The sequence below is a fragment of the Glutamicibacter arilaitensis genome (genome assembly GCF_044793945.1).
Taxonomy (GTDB): Bacteria; Actinomycetota; Actinomycetes; order Actinomycetales; family Micrococcaceae; genus Glutamicibacter; species Glutamicibacter arilaitensis_B.
The window spans coordinates 2,825,182-2,840,123 of the sequence record NZ_CP084994.1 but is presented as its reverse complement, the minus strand read 5'-3'; the positions used below and the strand labels follow the sequence as shown (position 1 = coordinate 2,840,123).

15 protein-coding genes are annotated in these 14,942 nt (G+C 59.0%); 10 read left to right on the top strand and 5 right to left on the bottom strand.

The features are described 5' to 3' along the window. Positions 1-136: 136 nt before the first annotated feature. Complete coding sequence (gene acs / locus LG294_RS13390) at positions 137-2,113, bottom strand: acetate--CoA ligase (RefSeq protein ID WP_404286483.1); 1,977 nt, start codon at positions 2,111-2,113, stop codon at positions 137-139. Positions 2,114-2,359: 246 nt separating this feature from the next. Here acs and nth point away from each other — a divergent pair, with 246 nt between their 5' ends. Next, positions 2,360-3,097 (top strand): endonuclease III, encoded by a 738-nt coding sequence (nth, locus tag LG294_RS13385; RefSeq protein ID WP_404291770.1) that lies wholly within the window; start codon positions 2,360-2,362, stop codon positions 3,095-3,097. After that, positions 3,094-3,771: an NUDIX hydrolase gene (locus tag LG294_RS13380; protein WP_404286481.1), complete on the top strand. Its 678-nt coding sequence runs from the start codon at positions 3,094-3,096 to the stop codon at positions 3,769-3,771. The genes nth and LG294_RS13380 overlap by 4 nt, the downstream gene beginning before the upstream one ends. A 4-nt stretch (positions 3,772-3,775) precedes the next feature. Here the strand turns inward: LG294_RS13380 and LG294_RS13375 are convergent, their stop codons facing one another. Then, entirely contained in the window at positions 3,776-5,425 is a 1,650-nt protein-coding gene (locus tag LG294_RS13375; protein WP_404286479.1) for a bifunctional 3'-5' exonuclease/DNA polymerase, read from the bottom strand. 147 nt (positions 5,426-5,572) lie between these two features. Between LG294_RS13375 and LG294_RS13370 the strand changes: the two genes are divergently transcribed. From LG294_RS13370 to LG294_RS13340, 7 genes are all read left to right on the top strand, one after another. Beyond that, a complete protein-coding gene (locus LG294_RS13370) occupies positions 5,573-6,631 on the top strand; it encodes a hypothetical protein (RefSeq protein WP_404286477.1) in 1,059 nt (352 codons plus the stop codon). Beyond that, positions 6,628-7,860 (top strand): TadA family conjugal transfer-associated ATPase, encoded by a 1,233-nt coding sequence (locus tag LG294_RS13365; protein WP_404286475.1) that lies wholly within the window; start codon positions 6,628-6,630, stop codon positions 7,858-7,860. The genes LG294_RS13370 and LG294_RS13365 overlap by 4 nt, the downstream gene beginning before the upstream one ends. A 6-nt stretch (positions 7,861-7,866) precedes the next feature. Further along, a complete protein-coding gene (locus LG294_RS13360; protein WP_404286473.1) occupies positions 7,867-8,553 on the top strand; it encodes a type II secretion system F family protein in 687 nt (228 codons plus the stop codon). Then, the gene (locus LG294_RS13355; protein ID WP_404286471.1) at positions 8,550-9,083 is read left to right on the top strand and encodes a type II secretion system F family protein; all 534 of its coding nucleotides are present in this window, start codon (positions 8,550-8,552) and stop codon (positions 9,081-9,083) included. Before LG294_RS13360 ends, LG294_RS13355 begins: the two co-directional genes overlap by 4 nt. 121 nt (positions 9,084-9,204) lie before the next feature. Further along, on the top strand, positions 9,205-9,378 hold the full coding sequence (locus LG294_RS13350) for a DUF4244 domain-containing protein (protein WP_404291768.1): 174 nt from the start codon (positions 9,205-9,207) through the stop codon (positions 9,376-9,378). 3 nt (positions 9,379-9,381) lie between these two features. After that, complete coding sequence (locus tag LG294_RS13345) at positions 9,382-9,717, top strand: TadE family type IV pilus minor pilin (protein ID WP_404286469.1); 336 nt, start codon at positions 9,382-9,384, stop codon at positions 9,715-9,717. Then, complete coding sequence (locus tag LG294_RS13340) at positions 9,714-10,103, top strand: Rv3654c family TadE-like protein (protein ID WP_404286467.1); 390 nt, start codon at positions 9,714-9,716, stop codon at positions 10,101-10,103. Before LG294_RS13345 ends, LG294_RS13340 begins: the two co-directional genes overlap by 4 nt. On the opposite strand, the gene LG294_RS13335 is transcribed toward LG294_RS13340, so the two are convergent. Together LG294_RS13335 and LG294_RS13330 are read right to left on the bottom strand one after the other, a co-directional pair. Further along, the gene (locus LG294_RS13335) at positions 10,094-12,424 is read right to left on the bottom strand and encodes a DEAD/DEAH box helicase (protein ID WP_404286465.1); all 2,331 of its coding nucleotides are present in this window, start codon (positions 12,422-12,424) and stop codon (positions 10,094-10,096) included. The two genes, LG294_RS13340 and LG294_RS13335, sit on opposite strands and share 10 nt — an antisense overlap. Positions 12,425-12,515: 91 nt before the next feature. Continuing rightward, a complete protein-coding gene (locus LG294_RS13330; protein ID WP_404286463.1) occupies positions 12,516-13,172 on the bottom strand; it encodes a GNAT family N-acetyltransferase in 657 nt (218 codons plus the stop codon). A gap of 165 nt (positions 13,173-13,337) precedes the next feature. On the opposite strand from LG294_RS13330, the gene LG294_RS13325 reads away from it, so the two are divergent. Further along, positions 13,338-14,243, top strand: coding sequence for a rhodanese-related sulfurtransferase (locus LG294_RS13325; RefSeq protein WP_404291766.1), 906 nt, complete (start codon positions 13,338-13,340; stop codon positions 14,241-14,243). Between the two features lie 61 nt (positions 14,244-14,304). Here the strand turns inward: LG294_RS13325 and LG294_RS13320 are convergent, their stop codons facing one another. Then, entirely contained in the window at positions 14,305-14,877 is a 573-nt protein-coding gene (locus LG294_RS13320) for a GNAT family N-acetyltransferase (RefSeq protein WP_404286461.1), read from the bottom strand. Positions 14,878-14,942: the final 65 nt, after the last annotated feature.

The following is a 14,942-nucleotide window of genomic DNA, read 5'->3' as shown; positions in this document are numbered from 1 at the left end:
TCGCAGGGCGATTCATGAACGTGCATGTACCAGGTAAAACGAGACGAGCCACCGTGGTCGTCCTCCGTTTCCGGTGAAACCGGTGCGGAGCGAGGACTACGATGGCCCGTGAATCCCGGCCAGAAGCCGTGGACTACTACTTCTTCATCGACTGTGCGATCTGCGTCATTACCGTCGCGTCGGACAGCGTGGTCGCATCTCCGACCTCGCGGCCCTCGGCGACGTCCTTGAGCAGGCGGCGCATGATCTTGCCCGAGCGGGTCTTGGGCAGTTCGGGAACCACCAGGATGTGGCGCGGCTTGGCGATCGGGCCGATGTCCTTGCTTACGTGGTTGCGCAGCGTGGCGACGACGTCCTCGCCCTCGGGCGGTTCGGTCTGCAGGATCACGAACGCGACCACGGCCTCGCCGGTGGTCTCGTCCTTGGCTCCGACCACGGCGGCTTCGGCCACGTACGGGTGGGCCACCAGCGAGGACTCGATTTCTGCAGTGGACAGCCGGTGCCCGGAGACGTTCATGACGTCATCCACCCGGCCCAGCAGCCAGATGTCGCCATCATCGTCCTTCTTAGCGCCGTCGCCGGCGAAGTACATGTCCTCGAAGCGGGACCAGTAGGTTTCCTTATAGCGGTCCATATCGCCCCAGATGCCGCGCAGCATCGCGGGCCACGGATCGCGGATGACCAGGAAGCCGCCCTCGCCGTTGGACACGGACACCCCTGCCTCGTCGACCACGTCGATGCTGATTCCTGGCACTGCGACCTGCGCTGAGCCCGGCTTCGTGGAGGTCACCCCTGGCATCGGCGTAATCATGTGCGCACCGGTTTCGGTCTGCCACCAGGTGTCCACGATGGGGGTCGGGTGTTCCTTGCGTTCGCCGTTCTTGCCGTTGTTGGTGCCGATGACATCGCGGTACCACATCCAGGCTTCCGGATTGATGGGTTCGCCGACCGAGCCGAGCACACGCAGGCTGGAGAGGTCGTAGCCGTCTGGGATCTCGCGTCCCCATTTCATGAAGGTGCGGATCGCGGTCGGTGCGGTGTAGAGGATCGAGACCTTGTACTTTTCTATCAGCTCCCACCAGCGTCCCTGGTGCGGGGTGTCCGGGGTGCCTTCGTACATGACCTGGGTGGCGCCGTTGATGAGCGGGGCGTAGGTGACGTAGGAATGCCCGGTAACCCACCCGATATCGGCGGTGCACCAGTACACATCGGATTCCGGGTGTAGGTCGAAGGTGTCGCGGTGGGTGACCGCGCCCTGGGCCAGGAATCCACCGGTGGTGTGGACAATGCCCTTGGGCTTGCCGGTGGTGCCCGAGGTGTAGAGCACGAACAGCGGGTGCTCGGCGTTGTGGGCTACCGCAACATGGTCGGCGCTTGCCCCATCGACCACGTCATGCCACCACTTATCGAGCTCGCCGACGGCGGTTTCTTCACCGTTGCGCTTGACCACCAGCACGTTTTCCACGGTGTGGCCAGGCTTTTCAAGGGCTGCGTCCACCGCAGGCTTCAGCGCGGATGGCTTGCCGCGGCGCCAGGTGCCGTCAGCGGTGACCACAAGTTTGGCGTCCGCGTCATCGATGCGGCTGCGCAGCGCGTCGGCGGAGAAACCGCCGAAGACCACCGAATGGATGGCACCGATGCGGGCGCAGGCCAGCATGGTGATTACCGCTTCGGGGATCATCGGCAGGTAGACGGCCACTCGGTCGCCCTTGGCCACGCCCAGGGATTCGAAAGCGTTGGCCGCCTTCTTCACCTCTTCGGTCAGCTGCGCGTAGGTGTAGGTGCGGGTATCTCCGGGCTCGCCTTCGAAGTAAATGGCAACGCGTTCGCCCAAGCCGTTCTCCACATGGCGGTCCAGCGCGTTATATGCAGCGTTGAGTTTTCCGCCGACAAACCACTTGGCCACCGGAGCTTCGGACCAGTCCAAGGTCTCGGTGAAATCGGTGTCCCAAGTCAACACGCTGCGTGCCTGCTGCGCCCAGTAGCCCAACCGGTCTTCGCTCGCTGCCGCGTACTGGCTTGCCGAGCCAATGGCCTGATCGCTGAAGTTCTTGCTCGGGGCAAACGCACGAGTTTCATGCGATAGGTTGTCCAGGGTTTTGGAATCACTCACCGGTGATCGCGTCCTTTCGGTTAAACAAAAATTACTCTGTGATCAAAGTTACACGCTTGAACGGCGGGCCTGTGGTTTGTGTCACCAGCAGGGCTAGAAGCGGGCATTTTGTGCGCCGAACGGTCAATTTGACGCGGTGAAATGCAGGTAAACAGTGATATTTTTGCTGGCTCGTGGCACGATCATCTCGTGGCTGTAAAAGTGAAAGTTGAAACAGAGATCGGACTCAAGCGGCGGGCACGGAAGATGCACCGCGTCCTGGCCGAGGCTTACCCCTATGCGGTGGCCGAACTGGATTTTGAGAATCCCTTTCAGCTGCTGGTCGCAACGGTGCTCTCCGCGCAGACCACCGACGTCCGGGTCAACTCGATTACCCCTGGACTTTTCGCGCGGTATCCCGACGCGTTGGCGATGAGTCAAGCTGAACGGACGGATCTTGAGGAACTGATCCGGCCCACCGGGTTCTTCCGTGCCAAGACAGAATCTCTGCTGGGGCTTTCGGCCGCACTAGTCCAACGCCACGGCGGACAAGTTCCTTCACGGCTCGAAGATCTGGTCAAACTCGCCGGGGTGGGGCGAAAGACCGCGAATGTGGTGTTGGGAAACGCGTTCGGCGTACCGGGCATCACCGTGGACACGCATTTCGGCCGGCTCGCTAACCGCTTTGGATGGACCGATGAAACGGACCCGGTTAAAGTCGAGCACGCGGTGGGCGAACTATTCGAAAAGCGGGACTGGACCATGCTCAGCCACCGTGTGGTCTTCCACGGACGCCGGGTCTGCCATGCGCGCAAGCCGGCCTGCGGCGTTTGCGTCTTGGCGAAGCTCTGCCCCTCGTCCGGGATCGGCGAGGAGATTCCCGCAAAAGCGCAAAAATTGCTGAAGTACGAGCTCGCTCCGGGGCGCGAAGGACTGCTGCAGAAAATGCAGGACGGGGCGACCCGCCGCGAACTGCGCGCCGAAGGATACGGACTGGACGCATGAGCGCCCGTGCAGAGCTGGAAAAAGTCATCGCGACGCATGCCCAGAAAATGGGTTCCACGGTTAAACTTCCAAAAAAATGGGTATTCGACCAGATGGACGTCAACAGCGTGCGCAAGGCGGCGGTGCTCATCTTATTCGGGTCGGCTTCCGGGCAGGGAGTGCAGGACGGCGCCAAACCCGAGGATCTTGACCTGCTATTTGTAGAGCGTGCCTCCACGCTGCGCAAGCATGCCGGGCAGATCGCTTTCCCCGGCGGCGGGGTGGATCCCGAAGACGGTTCGGCGAGCGCTGCTGCCCTGCGCGAGGCGTGGGAAGAAACCGGCGTTGATATTTCTGGGATCGAAGTACTGGGCCAACTGACCGAAACGGAACTTCCGGTTTCAAGCTATTTAGTCACCCCCGTTGTGGGCTGGTGGCACACTGAATCCAAGGTCTACGCAGCGGATCTGCGCGAAAGCTCGGATGTCTTTCGGGCGCCGGTAGCCCACCTGCTCGATCCGCATAACCGTCTGACGGCGGTGGTGCAACGCGGAACACAGCGCTTCAAATCCCCTGCCTTCGAATACGAGGGGCATTTGATCTGGGGTTTCACCGCGATCGTGATCGACCGGTTATTCGACGAATTGGGCTGGAACAAGCCCTGGAACGCGCAACGCGAAATCAAGATGAAGTAAGCAGCTATTTTCCTTCGGAGTAGTTCTGCGAAATTGCGACGCTGACAGGGAAATTCGGGCTGTGCTCGCCAAAGAGCGTACGCCCGGCGAGCAGCGCCGCGTGGCGCACCAAATCGCCCAGCCCTTCGGCCAGTTCTACTGGGCATTCGAATACGACTTCGTCATGAACGAAAAACACCTGCTGGCAGGATTGGCCCCATCCGGCTTGACGAATCAGGTGACGGGCATGACCCATCCACACCAGCGCCCACTCGGCGGCGGTTGACTGCACCACGAAATTTCGGGTGAATCTGCCACGTGAGCGTGCCGCAGCGTCAGCGGCTCGTTGCCCGGCTTCATCGTTGGTGTCTCGCTGAGCTTGCAGCCAACTGTCATCTGCAGGTGGGCAACCGCGCCCTAGCCAGCTGCTCACACCTTCGCCGCGCTCACCGGCTTTCGCAGCCCTGTCCACGTAGGCCATGGCCTGCGGGAAGTTTTTCTTCAAGGCAACGCCTACCGCGCCGGACGTGCCTCCTCCACCGCCGTAGATAACCGAAAGCATGCCTAATTTCGCCTCGTTTCGGTCCGCGACGAGCCTGGCATCGATGAGCCATTGATACAGGTCATCTTGCTGGCCAGCTTCCTGGAGCCTCCGATCTTGGGAGATCGCGGCGAGAATGCGCGGCTCGAGCTGGCGGCCATCGGCAATCACGAAAGTACGCTCGGCGGCGGTGCGCACCACCTGACGGATCGAATGTGGCAACTGGAGCGCACCGCCACCGCTGGCAGCCCAACGTCCGGAGGCTACCGTGCCTAAAACGTAGTGCGGGTGGAACCGCCCGTTCTTGACCCAGGAGTCGAGCCAAACATCACCGTGCGTGCTTGCCAAGCGGGAGAGCTTCTTATATTCAAGGACTTGCCCGATCAGGGGATCATTGAGCTGTTCCAGCTCCCAGGCACGCACCGATTGGACTGAAAAACCCGCGCGTTGCAGGGCACGTAGAAGTTCGTGCGGAGAGTCAGGATTCAGCCCGGGCCAACGAAGCCCCTGGCCCAGCGCCTCGGCAAGTTGGGCGAGTTTGGCCGGACGCACGCCCTCGCCAACGGCGGGCCCAAGCTTCTCGCGTAGCAACGCCCGGTGAGCTGCCTCGTTCCAAGCGAGCCCCGCGTGCTCCATTTCGCAGGCAACGAGCGCACCAACTGACTCGGCATGAATGAGCAATTCGAGCCTTCTGCGCTGGGCAGGTTCTTCCGGCAGGGCCTGACGCTGCAGCACATACATGGCCACGACTTCGTCCAAGCTTTCCCCACTGACGGGAGTCTCAAATAAGGCGTCTTGGTTCGGTCGAGCTATTGGACCATGCGAGCTGTCCAAATCGACATCGTCCAGCGCTTGGGCGCTTAGCGGGCTGCGGTGCATGATTCGTTGCGTGAGCGAAAGTACGTGGGCCTTTGCAATGAAGACTCCCGCTGCCAGCAAGACGGGCATCCAGTCTGCGGTGCGCAGCATGACCCATCGTGGTGCGTGTTCGTCCTCAATAGCCCGAACCGCCGCCGGGAATTCCGCTTTGGGCACCGGGCGTGCGGGGAAAACTGGTTTGCCACTCTGTGCGTGGCGAAGTTCGAGGATGGCGTAGCCTTCGGGGTCAGCGCCGATAAAGGCAAGCATGCTCATTGTTCTATTGTGCATTGAAGCCGGTCATTATCCCCAGCTTGCCGGGCATCGGCTCGGCAACGGGTGAAACGATGCCAACGTTCAACTATGAATTGGTTATCCTTTCCCAGCTCCGGTCCATCGCGGGTAAAAGGCGATGGGCGGTTCGTGGCAACCGCACAAACGCTCAACGCGCCAGCGCCTGCCGCGATAAACTCTGAGCGCCTCTGGGGCGATGGTGAACTAGTCTGCACCTTGGTCAGCCACGATGAACGACTTATAGAAAGCTGTGCGCTGATCGCCTTGGGCGCGGCCGTGCGCATACAGCAATGTGCCGAGCTCAAGGATCTGCCGGCTTCTGGAAACGGCCCGGTGCTCTGGGGCGCGGATATGGCCTCCGATGCGTTGGGGTTCCCCGGACTCTGCGACGTTGTCCTCGGATTTGAAGAGGATGACCAGCAGTTGTGGTCTGTGGCTAGTCGGATCCCGCGTGCCAGAGTGGCCATATTGCCCAGGGCACACCAATGGCTGGGGGAGTACCTAGGACTTTGGGGAATGCGAGCGAGCCAGGCGCATTGTCTTTCCTTCGCATCCCTCGCCGGTGGATTGGGAACTAGTACCTTGGCGGCGCTCATTGCCCACGCGGGGACGCTGTGCGGGTTGAAGAGTCTGCTGATCGATCTGGATCCTCATTCCACAGGATTGTGGCCCCGGTTGATGCATGAACCGCCCACGGGAGTCGGCTGGGAAGAGCTCTGCCGCTCCGGTGGTGCGTTAGCACCACATCAGCTGGTGGAGACTTTGCCAACTGTGCAAGACACTGCCATCTTGACTTGGTCGCCCAACGTCGCACCAACAGCGGTGGATGAACAATTGGTGGTGCGTTTGCTGGCAGCGGCCAGGCAAGGCTTCGACCTGTTGGTGGTCGATGCCGGACGATCGGTGCACCCGCAGCACACGGTGATTGAACAATTCGTTGACCGGAAGATCTTGACCTGTGAAGATACCAGCAAACCACCGGCCGATGCTCATATCCTCTGCGGTCCAAGGAATCCGCGCACTTCGAATGTCGCGACTGGACAGTACCTAGGGTATTTCGTGAGCTTGCCGAGGATCTCCCGGGCTGTTCAGCGCGGAGTGCTCTTCGACGCCCTGCGCTCTCGAAAGGTCCGACACGTTCTGGCCGACCTGCGGCTTCTGCCGGATAACGACGGGAACATGCCATGAGCCCGGGCAAACACAGTGCGCAAGGTGCGGAGCGCTCAACGGGTCGTGAAGTCGATGAACGCATTCTGGAATCGGTGCGACAGCGGGCCATGGCCACCGGTGGTCGACTCGACGCGGTAGCACTGGCTGGGGCCGTACAGGATTCGGGGGCCGCGTTAGGATCCTCGGGAGCTGCTGAGTCATTGAAAGCGTTGCAAGACGAAGTCGCCGGACTATCAGTACTTGAACCTTTCGCCCGACAGCCAGACGTGACAGATGTCTTGGTCGATGGGCAGGGCAGAGTGTGGACCGACTCGCCGCGTGGGTTGAAACCCACCGAGTTCGTTTTTGAGTCAGCCGAACAAGTCCGCAGGCTGGCCGTCCACCTGGCCACGTTGTCCGGTCGCAGATTAGACGATGCAAGCCCATTTATGGACATGAGCCTGAAGCACTACCGGGTTCATGCGGTACTGCCTCCAATAGCAACGCAGGGGCCGTTGATCTCGGTAAGAGTTAAGAAAACCAAGCCCTTGGATCTCGACGGGGTACTAGAACACGCGGCGTGCTGGTGGTATCCGCTGCTCGAAGAGATCATGAAACGGGAACTGAACTTTCTCGTCACTGGAGGCACCGGCAGCGGCAAAACCACTCTGCTTCAGGCGATGCTCTCGTTGGCCTACGAAGGGCAACGCATCATTGTCGTGGAAGACTCCCAAGAACTTCAGATCATTCACCGCCATGTAGTGGGCATGCAGACTCGTGCGGCAAATGTTGAAGCGGCCGGCAACATCGAACTGCGCGATCTGGTGGTTCAAGCACTACGCATGAGACCGGACCGATTGATTGTCGGAGAGTGCCGCGGTGCAGAGATCCGAGACTTCTTGGCCGCAATGAATACCGGCCATCAAGGCGCTGCCGGGACCCTTCACGCAAATAATCCTGAAGCCGTTCCCGCTCGCCTCGCCGCGCTCGGCGCGCTGGCCGGATGGAACCTTCAAGCGACGGCCCTGCAGGCGACCAGCGCCCTTGACCTAATTATTCACATGTCTCGTGGTGTGCATGGGCAGCGTGGTCCGGTAGCTCTAGGCATCCTGAACACCGACCGAGACGGACAAATGAGTGTGACCACGGCGATCGATAGCGATAGGCGCACACCACTGGATCCAGCGTCCTTGCCGATCCTTGAACGAAAACTCGGTCACGAAACTATTAGTGCGCTCGCCGAGCAGATAGCGCAAAGCGAAGGGTGAACAGCCATGTTGATTCTCCTATTGTGTGCGGTGGCATTCTGGCTCTGGTTTCCTCGCACCGCCAGTACCGTGACAGCCGGTCGCCCTTGGCTGCACCACAGCATTTTCAAGTCCTCGCGGCGGCGGAATGAGCCGAAGAACGTGTGGGCCGAAGATGCCCGTACAATTCGCGAACTTGCGGCACTAGTGCGTAGTGGGCTCACTTTCTATCCCGCCGTGGAGGCGTTATTGGCCGTCGATCACAGCCAATGCCCGGTGCACCAGGCACTTCACCAATTACGCGCCACGCACCGGCTGGGTGCCAGGAGCCCTTCGCCGGCAGAACCGACGGCGGGCGGGGTCTACCCGTCATCGGTACATCGAATGCACTGGTGCTTGAAGGTATCGGCGCGAAGCGGTGCGAGCCTAGCGGATGTACTGGAACGGTTAGCTGACGATTTGGAGGCTGACCTGATTGCGTCACAGGCATTTGACGCAGCAATGGCCGGACCTAAGGCAACCACCAAATTGTTGACCTGGCTGCCCCTGGTCGGCTTCGGTGCCGGGATGCTTTTGGGCATTGACGTTCTCGGCGCCTTGGCCACCTCCTGGGCGGCGCAACTTAGCGTGCTCCTCGGGATGGTGTTGTGGTTGTTGAATCGCTTGTGGTGCAGATACCTGCTGCGCACCACCACTAGGCAGGCCCTGCAATGACTTTTCTCGCGTTGTGCTGTGCGGTTGCCGCAGTCCTACTGGTCTTTTCTAGCTACGAACGTCGAAGGGGCGCGCTGAGCCTGAAGCGTCCGCAAACTCAAATCACTGACATCCAGAATCAACCGGTCGAGCTGATTCTGGATGTCAGCGCAAGCTTGTTGGATTCGGGAATGCCCATTAAAGAAATTCTCGACACGCTAGGGCGCTGCGTTCCGCAAAGCGCACAGCTATGCACCGTCGCACGATGCTTAGAAATGAACATGGAGTGGGATAAAGCCTGGCACTCGTCACCGGACTGGTTGCGGCCACTTGAAAAGGCTCTGCGCTTCGCTCATGTCACTGGAGCGCCAGCTGCCAGCTTGCTGCGTAACGCGGCGGCCTTACAACGGCGCGAACGCAGCCAAAAGGTCGCTAGATTAGGCGCGCAATTTGGCACCAGACTTGTGCTTCCCTTGGGCGCATGCGCCTTGCCAGCATTCATCGCCTTAGGTGTGGTGCCGCTGATTATCGCCTTGCTTCCGGGGCTCTGAGCAAGTAATCCCCAGCTTGAAAGGAACCTAATCCGTGAACCGTTGGTGGGGCTCAAGCTGAAAGCACCAACCCCAAATATTTCGCATTTGGGTAACAACGAAAGGAAACATCGTGAAACGTATGGAATCTATGATTTCTGAGCGTCTTGCCGACGAAGCAGGGTCAACTACCGCAGAATTCGCTATGGTCACTCTGGCTGCCGTGGCTTTCGCCGGATTGCTGATCAGCATCCTGTCCAGCGGGGATGTGCGTGGCATGCTCATGGGACTGATCAGCAAAGCATTATCGCTGTAGGCCATGAACCTCAACGATGAACGAGGTAGCAGCACCGCGGAATTCGCGGTGCTGCTACCGGCTGTCGCCGTGTTTCTATCTTTGCTGTTGTGCTTTGGAATATTGGGTATGAAACAGATTCAAGTGCAACAGGCCGCCGCTGCCATGGCCAGAGAATTGGCGCGCGGAGAAGAAAGCTCGGTAGTGCATTCAAGCGGGATCAGGCTCGCCGGACATGACGCGACATATTCGATTTCGAAAGGTGGCGGATTCTCCGAAGTACATGTAAGTAAGTCAATGCGCATTCCATTACTAGGACCGATCAAGGTCAAGGGCGCAGCAAGCGTGGCGCTGGAATGAGACGAAAAATCAGAGTTCGAGAGGAATACGGCAATGGAACGGTGACGGCCACCGCGCTGGTTGCGGTGGCGCTGATCCTGGCTTCGGCGGTACTTCTGTGGACGGCTGCGACGCATGCATCGATGCGTGCGGCCACGGCCGCAGACTTGGCGGCGCTAGCGGCCGCTGATACCGCCAGGGGACTACGATCCGGAGATCCCTGCGAAGTCGCCGCGAGCGTATCGGCGGTCAACGAAGCCGATATTGAGCAATGCGTCGTAGAAGCCGACGGTAGTTCTGTGCGGGTGACTGTCAGCGTACCGGTGACATTTGTGGCACTTGAGCTGAAGTTGTACGCCGCTTCAGCGCGTGCCCGGGCCGGTGCACCACCCTTAGATCAGCGATGATGAGCAGGCTCAATGTCTTGCAAAACGGTGGTGAGCAGGAGAATAGCTCCGGGTTTGTCCAGTGGGTTATTGCGGTTTCCGCACTTTGGCGACTGCACGCAGCTGGGGCACCCGTGGGCGCATTCGCAGGATTGTATTGCGTCTCGGGTAGCTCGCACCCAATCTAGGAAACGTTCGAAACCACGCTCGGCGAAACCGGCTCCCCCTGGTTGAGCGTCATAAACGAAGATCGTGGGGTGGCCGGTGTCCATATGAAGAGCCGTGGACACCCCGCCGATATCCCAGCGGTCCGAGGTCGCCACCAAGGGAAGTAGCCCGATCATCGCATGTTCGGCCGCATGCAACGCCCCCGGGAACTGGTCCACGGAGAGCCCAGCGCGGAGTAGCCGCTGTTCGGTAAGCGTGAACCACACAGATTTTGTATGAAGTTCGCGAGCTTCTAACTCCAACGGTTCCTCGGAGAGCACTTCATTGGAGGCTACCGACTTGCGTTGGAAGGAGACCACCTGAGTGGTCACGGTGACCTCTCCGAAAAATATGTTGAGCTCTTGATGTTTGCGACTGCGCTCTTGGGAATGGACCGCTACTGTCGTCAAGTCCCGGGCATTGGTGTAATAATCCGGGTTGACCCGGCTGACCACGACCACGTGATTCTGTTCATCGAGTTCTTCAACATGGTAACTGGCGCCCTGATGCACGTAGATGGCTCCGGGGTGTGCTTGATAATGTGTCTGCGGTGAATCCATGGTCCCAAGCAGAGCCCCAGTTTCAGCGTCGATAATGTCAACCGGGCCGCCGCCGTCCGCCCGAATGGAGAACATCGAGGCTGCATGTTGTGGATGAGTCCAGAACCATCCGGCCGGTCGACGGCGTAGGTAGCCGCGTTGCACCAAGGAATCCAGCAACGTTTCGGTCTGCGGGCCAAACAGATCCAATTCTTCGGGCCGCAACGGGTGTTCCTGGGCAGCTGCGCACAGGTGGCCGCTGAGCACGTATTTATTGTGCGGGTCAAAGACCGTTGCCTCGACGCCGAGCTCGAAAATAGCCTCGGGATGGTGCACCAGATAAGTGTCGAGGGGGTCTTCGGCGGCCACAAAAATGGCAAGCGCATCTTGCCCGCTTCTGCCGGCACGGCCGATCTGTTGAAAGAATGAGGCGCGTGTTCCGGGCCATCCGGCCACCACCACTGCGTCCAACCCGGCGATGTCGATGCCAAGCTCCAACGCGGAAGTCGAGGTGACTCCCAATAATTGCCCGGAGCGCAATTGTTTTTCCACCTCTCGGCGTTCGGCCGGTAGGTATCCCGATCGATACGCCGCCAAGCGGACGCTGAGTTCTGGAGCGAACTTTTCTAAATGCTTGCGCGTGAGCGCCGCAATGGTCTCTGCGCCGCGACGGGATTTGATGAATACGATGCTGCGTACGTGATCGGCCATTAAGTCGGTAAGGATTGAGGCACTCTCTGCGATCGCGGTGCGGCGTAGCGGGGCACCATTTTCACCTGTTCGGTCAGTCAACGGAGGCTCCCACAGCCCGATGACTAATTCGCCCGAGGCGGAGAAATCATGAGTAACAGCCTTAGCTGGGGCACCGATGAGCCTTGAGAAGGATTCTTCCGGGTCCGAGCTGGTTGCCGAGGCACCGATGAATACCGGGTCGTTTCCATAGTGGGCGCAGATGCGCCGCAATCGGCGCATCAAGTTCGCTACGTGGGCGCCGAAAACCCCGCGATACGAATGCGCTTCATCGATGACTACGTAGCGCAACCTTTTGAAGAAACGCGACCACGCTTGATGGTTGGACAAGATGCCGCGATGCAGCATATCCGGGTTGGTGAAAACAAAATTCGCGTGTTGCCTCACCCAGCTGCGGGTCCCTTGATCGGTGTCGCCATCATAGCTTGATGCCCGAACACCTGGCACGTTCAATGCCTGTACCGAGGCCAGCTGGTCTGCCGCTAAGGCCTTGGTGGGGCAGATATACAAGATGGTCCCTTGAGCTCCGGCATCATTGGGGCCGGTCTCTCGGGTGCGATAGAGCAGATCGATACTGGGCATTAGATATGCCAAAGATTTACCGGAGGCTGTGCCGGTAGAAATGATCGTGTGGTTCCCTGCATGAACTGATTCTGCGGCTTGCACTTGGTGAAGCCAAGGCTGCTGAATGCCTAATCCTTCAAAAGTCTGGCGCACCGAGTCGTGGATCCAGGTTGGCCATGGCGCGGTAATTTCATCTTTGGCGGCCACGGTTTTGCGATGGATGACAGCTTCAGGATCGTTTTGCCGATTGAACGGATCCAGTAACGCGCGCACGGACTTCACGTCTAGAGCCTTTCTGAGCATCGGTGGGTGGTTAAAAGCTTATCGCCGTCGAAATTAATTCCGACGGCGATAAGCGAAGAAACGGTGGTGTCTAGCCTTTGAACAGGACAACCTTGCCTAGCGAGGTCCAGCCCAGGGATGCATACAGCTGCTGGCCGTCAACTGAGGCAATGAGAAGCCCCTCGTCTACATCATGCTCTTGAGCCAAGGAGGCAAGCGCGCGCATGATCAGAGTTCCAAGACCTTGACGGCGGAAATCTGAACCGGTGATGATGCGGTCGAATATCGCGAATCCGGCGACTGCCGAGACGTGGCCAGAAGCGGCAACTACATCCTGGTTATCTTCTGGATGCAGCGAAACATAAGCGTGTGTGCCGTCGCGTTCGATCTGGAAGACAAAGCCTTCTGCGGGCAAAGGTACTTCGACGTCATGCACAGCTAATTCGGTGACCATGAGAACTTCATCGTCTGCGGACACCTGAAGGCCAACCTCGTTGGCGGTGCGCAGCAGCTCTTCGATCGAGTCATCGAATGCGGTGAGGCGACGCTTTGGATGCTTCTTAAGCGTCTCGGCGACCGCCGCTAGCTCTTCCTTGGAAGGCTCATAAATTACGTATTCCCAGTCCCCGGTCGTATCGTGGCGGAGAGCCGCGTGGACTCGCCCCTCATGGCGGGTCTCGTATCCACGGACGCCTGCCCAGCCGTCTACCCAGGTACCAATCAGTTCATCGCTTGCGTTTGATGCCATGTTTTGACCCTACCCTGTCTTAACTAGGAATTAGCTGACGTTGAGCTAATCGTTGCGTACTTGAAACTATAGTCAATGCTGATACTCGAACTCTGCTCGGGACCGAGAATGTGACTTTGCTCTTTTGCGCGGCGATTTGTTCCGAAAAGCTACTACCCTTATATGGTGTCCATTCATCGCATCGTTTTGTATTACGCATTTACTCCGCTTCCCGACCCGGAAGCCGTCCGCTTGTGGCAGCGTTCGCTGCTGGAACGCTGGGGCTTGCGCGGTCGAATAATCATCTCCAAAGACGGCATCAACGGAACCGTCGGCGGCGAGATTTCCGCCGTTAAGAAGTACGTGAAGGCAACCCGCGAGTTCCCTCCATTCACCAAAATGGATATCAAGTGGTCCGAGGGTTCGGCCGAAGATTTTCCACGTATTTCTGTGAAGGTCCGTGACGAAATTGTCACTTTCGGCGCGCCCGGTGAAGTTGAGGTTGACGAAAACGGTGTGGTCGGTGGTGGTGTCCATCTGCGCCCGGAGCAGCTGCACGAACTGGTTGAAACGAAGGAAAAGGCCGGGGAGAAGATTCACTTCTTCGATGGCCGAAACGCGTTCGAAGCCCAGATCGGCAAGTTCAAGGACGCAATCGTTCCAGATGTGGAAACGACCCGAGAGTTCATGGATGAACTTGATTCGGGCAAATACGACCACCTGAAAGATCAGCCAATCGTCACCTACTGCACCGGCGGCATTCGCTGCGAGGTGCTCTCCGCGCTGATGGTCAAGCGTGGTTTCCAAGAGGTCTACCAGATGCAGGGCGGAATTGTCCGCTACGGCGAACAGTACGGTGACAAGGGCCTGTGGGAAGGCTCCCTGTATGTCTTTGACAAGCGCATGCACACCGAGTTTTCCGATGATGCAGTGACCATCGGCGAATGCGTCGGGTGCCAGGGCCCAACGAACAAGTTCGAGAACTGCGCAAACCCGACGTGCCGCAACTTGCGCCTATTCTGCGAAGACTGCGCCAAGGACGAAGAGTTGCGCCGGTGCCCGGACTGTACCGAAACATCGATCGACGCCTAGCGAAAGACCAGCGCGCTGAATGATTTACAGATCATTCAGCGCGTTGGCTTTTAACCGGCGTTTAGGAACTTGGCCACAAGCCAAGGGATGCGTCGACTATTGCGGTTTCCTCTGCCGTGGCGTCATAAATGCTGAAGCCTCGTGCTTGGTAGTTCGGAATGGCCGCTTCCCCATCCAAGGAACAGGTGTGCACCCATACGCGGCCTACCGGTGGGAGCTCTGCGAAACGTGTGTGAAGATCCCAAGCCCGACGATTGGCTTCGCTGAGCAGGAGCCCGCCGAGCCCCTGCCCGATAGCTTCGGGGAATAATCCGAAGTAATAGATTTCGACCTCGCTCTGGGTCTCGGCTACCTCGGTCACCAATTCTGCGTACCCTTTTGGAGCCCCATCCTGATAGAGCACGTAGGTCTCGGAGCCCGCACGGCGCAGGGTCGCATCCCACTCTTCACGGCTGGAGGCTAGCCGATCTGCCCAATTCAATTTGCTCCCTACGCTTTGATAGAGGAAACGGGAGAACTCGGCTGAGATCTGTTGGACACGTTCGATTCGCGCCTGCTGCGGAAGTTCCCGGGCGCTTGGGCGCATTTCGGCGCTTGAGAGCTGTTGCAAATAGGTGATGGTCACGACTGGCATACGGAACATCCTAAGGTGGATGGGGCGTTGTTGCGCATTCTTGTAACACCAGCGGACTCGTTAGA